This window comes from Nocardiopsis sp. NPDC055824, from assembly GCF_053616335.1.
In genome coordinates this window covers 1-7,634 of record NZ_JBSHDN010000262.1, presented here as the reverse complement: position 1 = coordinate 7,634, position 7,634 = coordinate 1, and the positions used below count along the sequence as shown (strand labels likewise).

Annotated in this window: 6 protein-coding genes; 2 read left to right on the top strand and 4 right to left on the bottom strand. The window is 72.7% G+C overall.

Annotated elements, in window-relative coordinates:
• Positions 1–61 precede the first annotated feature (61 nt).
• Positions 62–2,896: a vitamin B12-dependent ribonucleotide reductase gene (locus tag ACWGL3_RS29540; protein ID WP_267948660.1), complete on the bottom strand. Its 2,835-nt coding sequence runs from the start codon at positions 2,894–2,896 to the stop codon at positions 62–64.
• A gap of 154 nt (positions 2,897–3,050) precedes the next feature.
• Entirely contained in the window at positions 3,051–3,554 is a 504-nt protein-coding gene (gene nrdR / locus ACWGL3_RS29535; RefSeq protein WP_267948659.1) for a transcriptional regulator NrdR, read from the bottom strand.
• Positions 3,555–4,209: 655 nt separating this feature from the next.
• Between nrdR and lexA the strand changes: the two genes are divergently transcribed.
• Together lexA and ACWGL3_RS29525 are read left to right on the top strand one after the other, a co-directional pair.
• On the top strand, positions 4,210–4,929 hold the full coding sequence (gene lexA, locus ACWGL3_RS29530; RefSeq protein WP_267948658.1) for a transcriptional repressor LexA: 720 nt from the start codon (positions 4,210–4,212) through the stop codon (positions 4,927–4,929).
• Positions 4,930–5,159: 230 nt separating this feature from the next.
• Positions 5,160–6,257: an alpha/beta hydrolase family protein gene (locus ACWGL3_RS29525; RefSeq protein ID WP_452462046.1), complete on the top strand. Its 1,098-nt coding sequence runs from the start codon at positions 5,160–5,162 to the stop codon at positions 6,255–6,257.
• A 41-nt stretch (positions 6,258–6,298) separates the two neighbouring features.
• Here ACWGL3_RS29525 and ACWGL3_RS29520 read toward each other — a convergent pair whose 3' ends face one another.
• Together ACWGL3_RS29520 and ACWGL3_RS29515 are read right to left on the bottom strand one after the other, a co-directional pair.
• Positions 6,299–6,925: a hypothetical protein gene (locus ACWGL3_RS29520; RefSeq protein WP_267950286.1), complete on the bottom strand. Its 627-nt coding sequence runs from the start codon at positions 6,923–6,925 to the stop codon at positions 6,299–6,301.
• Positions 6,926–6,969: 44 nt separating this feature from the next.
• Positions 6,970–7,634, bottom strand: a 665-nt coding sequence (locus tag ACWGL3_RS29515; RefSeq protein WP_452462045.1) for a hypothetical protein, incomplete at its 5' end; no start/stop codon positions are given.

Genomic DNA, 7,634 nt, shown 5'->3' with positions numbered 1-7,634 from the left:
GGGCCGTACGGCCCCCGCCCCCGGCGGGCGTGTCCCGGCCCCGCTCGGGGCCGTCGTGCGATCAGCTGCAACCGCTGGTGGAGCCGCAGCCCTCGCAGGCGTAGCAGCTGCCGGAGGGCCGCATCCTGGTGCCGCAGGTGACGCACAGCGGCGCGTCGGCGACGAATCCCTGGCCGGCCAGCAGGTCCGCCGTGGAGTGCACCTCGGCGGGCTCCGCCGGGGACGCCTGCGGAGCGGGCGCGTCCGGGGTCCCGGGCGCCTCCGCCCCGTGGGTGGCGGCGGACTGGGCGTAGGACTCCACCTGGGCGGCGACCTGGGCCGGGTCCTCGCCCGCGAGCTGCGCCTGGCGCTCGGAGGCCGACAGGACGCCCAGGGCCGCGCGCTCCTCGTAGGGCAGGTGGTCCAGGGCCAGGCGGCGGAAGATGTAGTCCACCACCGACTGGGCCATGCGGATGTCCGGGTCGTCAGTCATGCCCGCCGGGTCGAACCGCATGTTGGTGAACTTGTCCACGTAGGTCTCCAGCGGCACCCCGTACTGGAGGGCGATGGAGATCGCGATGGAGAACGCGTCCATGACCCCGGCCAGGGTCGAACCCTGCTTGCCGAGCTTCATGAAGACCTCGCCCAGGCCGTCGTCCGGGTAGGAGCCCGCCGTGATGTACCCCTCGGCGCCGCCCACGGAGAACGAGGTGGTCTCGCTCGGACGCTTCTTGGGCAGGCGGCGGCGGACCGGGCGGGCCACCTCGACGGTCCGCACCTCGGGCTCCGCCTCCTCCTTCTCCGACGCGCCCGTCGACAGCGGCTGGCCGACCTTGCAGTTGTCGCGGTAGACGGCGAGCGCCTTCAGGCCCAGCTTCCAGCCCTGGAAGTAGATGTGCTCGAAGTCCTCGACCGTGGCGTCCTCCGGCACGTTCACCGTCTTGGAGATCGCGCCGGACAGGAACGGCTGCACGGCGGCCATCATCCGCACGTGGCCCATGGGCTTGATGTAGCGGCGGCCCATCGCGCAGTCGAACACCTCGTAGTGCTCGGGACGCAGGGAGGGGGCGTCCACGACGTGGCCGTTCCCGGCGACGTACTCGACGATCGCCTCGGCCTGCTCGTCCTGGTAGCCCAGGTTCGCGAGCGCGCGCGGGATGGCCTGGTTGACGATCTGCATCGAACCGCCGCCGACCAGCTTCTTGAACTTGACCAGCGAGAAGTCGGGCTCGATGCCGGTGGTGTCGCAGTCCATCATGAAGCCGATGGTGCCGGTGGGCGCGAGCAGGCTCGCCTGGGCGTTGCGCCAGCCGTTGCGCTCCCCGACCCTGAGGCACTCGGCCCACTCGCGGGTGGCCGCGGCGTGGACGGGCTCCTCCAGGGAGGTCACCGTGCGCAGGTCGTCGTTGGCGGCGGCGTGCTTGCGCATGACGCGCTTGTGGGCCTGCTCGTTGCGCTTGTAGCCGTCGTAGGGGCCGACCACCCCGGCCAGCTCCGCGCTGCGGCGGTAGGCGGTGCCGGTCATCAGCGAGGTGACGGCGGCGGCGACGGCGCGGCCGCCGTCGGAGTCGTAGGCGTGGCCGGTGGCCATGAGGAGGGCGCCCAGGTTGGCGTAGCCGATGCCGAGCTGGCGGTAGGAGCGGGTCGTCTCACCGATCTTCTCGGTCGGGAAGTCGGCGAAGGTGATGGAGATGTCCATCGCCGTGATGACCAGCTCGGTGAGCCTGGTGAAGCCCTCGACGTCGAAGGTGTCGTCCTCGCGCAGGAACTTCAGCAGGTTGATCGAGGCCAGGTTGCAGGACGAGTCGTCCAGGGACAGGTACTCGCTGCACGGGTTGCTGGCGCTGATCCGCCCGGTCTCGGGGTTGGTGTGCCAGTCCTGGATGGTGCCGTCGTACTGGATGCCGGGGTCGGCGCACTCCCAGGCGGCCCTGGCCATCCGGGTGAAGAGGTCCTTGGCGTCCACGGTGGCGACGACCTCGCCGGTGGTGCGGGAGGTGAGGCCGAACTCGGAGCCGGTGTCGACGGCGCGCATGAACGCGTCGGAGACGCGGACGGAGTTGTTGGCGTTCTGGTACTGGACGCTGAACATGTCGGCGCCGCCCAGGTCCACGTCGAAGCCGGCGTCGCGCAGGGCGCGGATCTTGTGCTCCTCGCGGGCCTTGGTCTCGACGAACTCCTCGATGTCGGGGTGGTCGACGTCCAGGACGACCATCTTGGCGGCCCGGCGGGTGGCTCCGCCGGACTTGATGGTCCCGGCCGAGGCGTCGGCTCCGCGCATGAAGGACACGGGTCCGGAGGCCGTGCCGCCCGAGGACAGCAGCTCCTTGCTGGAGCGGATGCGGGAGAGGTTCACACCCGCGCCGGACCCGCCCTTGAAGATGATCCCCTCTTCCTTGTACCAGTCGAGGATCGACTCCATGGTGTCGTCGACGGAGAGGATGAAGCACGCGCTGACCTGCTGCGCCGAGGCCGTCCCGACGTTGAACCACACCGGCGAGTTGAAGCTGAACAGCTGGTTGGCGAGGGCGTGCTTGAGCTCGTGGTCGAAGATCTCCGCGTCCTCGTCGCCGGCGAAGTAGCCGTGCTCGACGCCGGTCGCGGTGTAGACGCCGACGACGCGGTCGATGAGCTGCTTGAGGCTCCACTCGCGCTCGGGGGTGCCGACGGCTCCGCGGAAGTACTTGCTCGCCACGATCTGGGTGGCGTTCATGGACCAGGAGGCGGGGAACTCCACGCCGCGCTGCTCGAAGTTGACCGTGCCGTCACGCCAGTTGGTCATGACGACGTCGCGGCGCTCCCACTCCAGGGAGTCGTACGGGTGCGTCCCGGGGGTCGTGAAGACCCGCTTGATCTTCAGGCCCTTGCGGCTCCCCTTGCCCTTGCGCCCCGTCGAACCGCTGGCGGTTTCCGTCATCGTGGATTCTCCCCCTACCTCGTGGGCACGGCCTGCCCAACCGTGCACGGCGTCCTTGGAATACGGGACGGCCGGTCACGGGAGGACGTGTCCCGCGATGTCCGGCCGGCCCCTGCGGTGCCCCGCCCGCGGCCCTCTCCCGGCCGCGGGGGCGCTACCCGGTGGTGGTGCTGCTCTCGGGGAGGGGGCCGGCCGCGCCGCCGTCGCCGTCCTCCCGGTCCTGCCGCAGGCTGGCGATCTCGGCCTCGAAGTCGGCGAGGCTCTCGAAACCGCGGTAGACGCTGGCGAAGTGCAGGTAGGCCACCTCGTCCAGGTCACGCATCGGGCCGAGGATGGCCAGGCCGATCTCGTGGGCCGGCACCTCGGCGACGCCGCGTCCGCGGATCTCCTCCTCGACCTGCTGGCCGAGCTTGGCGAGCGCGTCCTCGGAGACGGGGCGGCCCTGGCAGGCCCGGCGCACCCCGGCGATGATCTTGGTACGGCTGAAGGGCTCGGTGACCCCGGAGCGCTTGGCGACCATCAGCAGGACGGTCTCCTGCGTGGTGAACCTGCGCTCGCACACCGGGCAGGACCGGCGGCGCCTGATGGCCGCGCCGTCGTCGGTGGACCTGCTGTCGATCACCCTGGTGTCCGGATGGCGGCAGAACGGACAGTGCATCCTGGTTCACCTGCTTCCCTCACCGAATCGACACCCTGTATCTCTACTAAACCACAACTCCTGGGCAATCCATCCCGCGAGAGCACCAGATGTTGTGGTCGAACTTAGGCGCAGCAAGGGGTGGCCCGCAACTCCGCGGCCCGCGTGTCCCGCACGCGGACACGCGACGGGACCCGCGGCGGAGGCAGGGGGCGGACATGGGGGCGCGGGGGCGCCGGGCCGCCCCGGGGGCGTCCGGCTCCGTCGACAAGAATAGCGGCGGAGGCCCCCGGCGCCCGCTGCGACCGGCGGCCCGCCGCGCCCGGAAGCACGTTCCACGAGGGGGTTCCGGCATCGCCCCCGGGATCCGGGAGACCAGTCCCACATCCCCCGGAACCGCCCTCGGGGAGACGTGTTCGCGCATTCCGGGGACAACACCACGTGAACACGTGTACACACGTCGGTAGAGGCCGGAAATTGACCGCGAAAACACGCGGGACAATGGACCGAGCCATCGAACGCTTGTTTGATATCACCGTGCGCAACGTCTAATGTTGACTGTGATTTCACGCTGGTTTCGCCATCACGCGGACCCCAGGTCGGCGCGGTTGCGGACCGGTGGTGGCCAGTCACGCAATCAGGCCCTGACCGAACCGAATGCCGAGGAGGCCCGGCCGTGCCGGAGGAGAATCCCGGAACCGCAGATTCCACCGCCGTTCTCACCGCAGTGGGGAACACGGGGGGATCCACGCCCGAAGCCCCCAAACTCACCGCCCGACAGCAGAGCGTCCTGAACTGCATCCAGCGGTATGTGCGCGAGCGGGGCTTCCCCCCGTCGATAAGGGAAATCGGGGAAGCGGTCGGCCTCTCCAGCCCTTCCAGCGTGGCGCACCAGCTCAAGGTCCTCCAGCGCAAGGGCTACCTGCACCGGGACCAGAACAGGCCCCGGGCGGTGGAGCTGCGCTCGCCCGGCCGCTCCTCCGGCCGGACCGTGACCCCCGAGGACATCGACCCCTCGCGCGCCGCGGCCGTGCCCCTGGTCGGCCGCATCGCCGCCGGCGGGCCCATCCTGGCCGAGGAGTCGGTGGAGGACGTGCTCGCGCTGCCCCGCCAGCTGGTCGGGGAGGGCCGCCTGTTCATGCTCACCGTGGTCGGCGACTCGATGATCGACGCCGCCATCACCGACGGCGACCTGGTCGTGGTCCGCCAGCAGCAGGACGCCAACAACGGTGACATCGTGGCGGCCCTGCTGGACGACGAGGCGACCGTCAAGGTCCTGCGCCGCGAGGAGGACGGCCACGTCTGGCTGATGCCGCGCAACAAGGCCTACGAGCCGATCAACGGGGACGCCGCCACCGTCCTGGGCAAGGTCGTCGCGGTCATGCGACGCGTCTGACCCCGGTCCGGCCCCACTGCCCCGCGCCCCCGGCGCCGTCCTGCGACGGCCCGGGGGCGCCGTGCCGTGCGCGCGGGCGCCCGGCGGCCGGGGCCGCTCGGCACGCGCGCGGTCGCGGGAACCTCGGCGCATCCCCGGCCTCCCGGGCATGGGCCGCCCGGCAGGCGCACGGTCGCGGGAGGGCCTGTGGACGACGGGGGCCCGCCGGGCGGGGCCGCTAGGCTGGAACCGTGTCCACACCACTCTCCTCCCCCTCCGCCCGACCGCGCGCCGCACTGGTCGGCGGTGCCCTCGCGGTCCTGCTCTCCGCCGCCTGCGCCCCGGCCGACACAGGCGGCGCCGAGCCCCCCGGTGCCGGCGGGGTCGAGCGCGAACTCGCCTTCGAGGGCGGCGGGCACGAGGTCTCCGCGAGCTTCCGCACACCGCACGACGCGTCCGGGAGGGTCCCCGGCGCACTCATCATCTCCGGCAGCGGTCCCACCGACCGCGACAGCAACGCGCCCGTGCGGCCCGACGCCGACACCAACCGCAACCTCTCCCGCGTACTCGCCGAAGCCGGTGTGGCCTCGCTGCGCTACGACAAGTTCGGCAGCGGCCCGGACCCGCAGACCGGGGAGGAGACCGGCCCCGGGGGCGTCCGGACGATCGCCCCTGTGGACCCCGGGGTCTTCGACCGGCAGGTCGTGGCGGCGTACGAGGAGCTCGTCGCGCAGCCCGAGGTGGACCCGGGGCGCGTGGTCGTCGTCGGCCACAGCGAGGGCGCCCTCTACGCCCTGCGCGCCCACGAGCTCATCGGCTCCGGGCACCCCTCGCCCGCGCTGGTGCTGGCCGCCCCTCCGGGCACGCGCTACCTGGACCTCCTCGACCGCCAGGTCACCGAGCAGGTCCGCATGGCGGAGGGGGCGGGCCAGATCGAGGAGGCGGAGGCGGTGCAGCTCCTCTCGGACATGCGCGCCGGGCGGGCCGCGGTCAGGGGAGGACGCGACCTCACGTCGCAGGAGAGCGACCGGTTCGGCGTCTACACACCGTGGAACGCCGACTTCCTCGCGTTCATGGACGGCCTCGACCCCGTCGAACTCGGTCGCGACCTGCCCGAGGGCACACCGGTCCTGGTCCTGTGGGGGGAGGACGACGCCCAGGTCTCTCGGGAGGACGTGGACCGGCTCATGACGGGTCTGGACGGCGCCGAACGCGTGGACCTGCCCGGTACCGACCACATCCTCCGAGCCTTCGAGGACGAGCCCGGAGCGGCGGTCCTGGACTCGGACAGACCCTTCGCCGAGGGGGTCGCCCCGGCGCTGGAGGAGTTCCTCGACACCGCCTGGTAGGGCTCCCGGCCGTCGGGGACGCCCGGGGGGGCGCCGGCCCGTCACTCGGGGATCGACTCCGGGAGGGCCCCGACCACCGCCAGGGCGAGCTCCTCCGCGTCGGCGACGATACGCTCCTCGTCGGCCGGCTCGGTCGCGTCGTAGCGGGACGCCACGCTGTAGCAGGACTCCAGGTACAGGTTGGAGACCCGCGTCCCCACGCAGCCGACCGTGAACGGCGCCCCGCGGGTCCAGCGCACCGCCTCCTCGCCGACACCGTCCAGCCCGGTGGTGTCGTGCTGTTCCGTGGTCGCGCGCAGGTTGTCGGCGGCGGTCGTCACCCCGCCCGGGTTGGGAGCGGCCACCATCACCAGCGTCGCCGTGGCCGGAACCGCCTCTCCCGGGCCCTCCGGGGTGGCCCAGCGGCACTGCCACCCGGACCCGGCCGGGTCCTCCGGACCGCCGACCGGCTCCTCCAGCTCCAGTTCGTGCCCCGGCACCAGCGCGTCCAGCGTCTCCGTCGCGACGGCGGCGCACTCGGGGGCCGACTCGTACTCGCCCGTCTCCGGGGAGTCCCGCGTGACGACGTACCAGATCGCGCCGGCCGCGAGCAGGAGCAGGGCCAGGCCGGCGGCGACCACTCCCGCCGTCGCGCAGCCCCTGCTCTGCGGCTGCGCCGACGGCACCACCTCGGGAGGAGGGCCGTACGGGGGCTGGGCGGGGTACTGCGGGCTCACAGGGACTCCCCGATCCGTCCGGCGAACTCGGCGGCCAGGTCGGCCGCGTCCTCGGGGTCGACCGGTTCCTGCCCGGCCAGGCCCGCGTAGGACACGCGCACGAACAGGTTGTCGCTGTGGAAGGCGAGTTCGGCGGTGCCGGGCACCTGCCCGTGCCACACCGCGCCCTCGCCCGCCGGCAGGTCCACCTCCTCGGCGCGCACGGGCAGGAGTGCCGTGTACGCCTCCGCGGCGCGGTCGGCCCCGGTCACCGGTTCCTCCCCCGTGGCGTCGGTGAAGAGCGCCGACACGTCGACGCGCAGTGCTCCCCCGTCGCCGCCGGGGGCCCCGGGCGAGGACCACGCGCACACGAGGTTGTCGCCGCCCTCCAGGGGGCCCTGCTCCCGGGGCTGCGCGACCGCCCCGGGCAGGCGCTCCGCGAGGAGTTCGCCGGTGACGGCGTCGCAGCCGGTCGCCGCGGCGTGGACGTCACCGCTCTCGGGGACGTCCGGGTCGTTCCCGGACAGCCACAGCCCGCCGCCGACGGCGGCCGCGGACAGCACCACCGCGCCCGCACCGATCACGGCCACCCGCACGAGGGGACCCACCCGGCCACCCGCCTCCCTGTCGGTCACCGAGCCGACCGCGGGGGACGGCGGCCGCGCCCGGCGGCCCCCGGCCC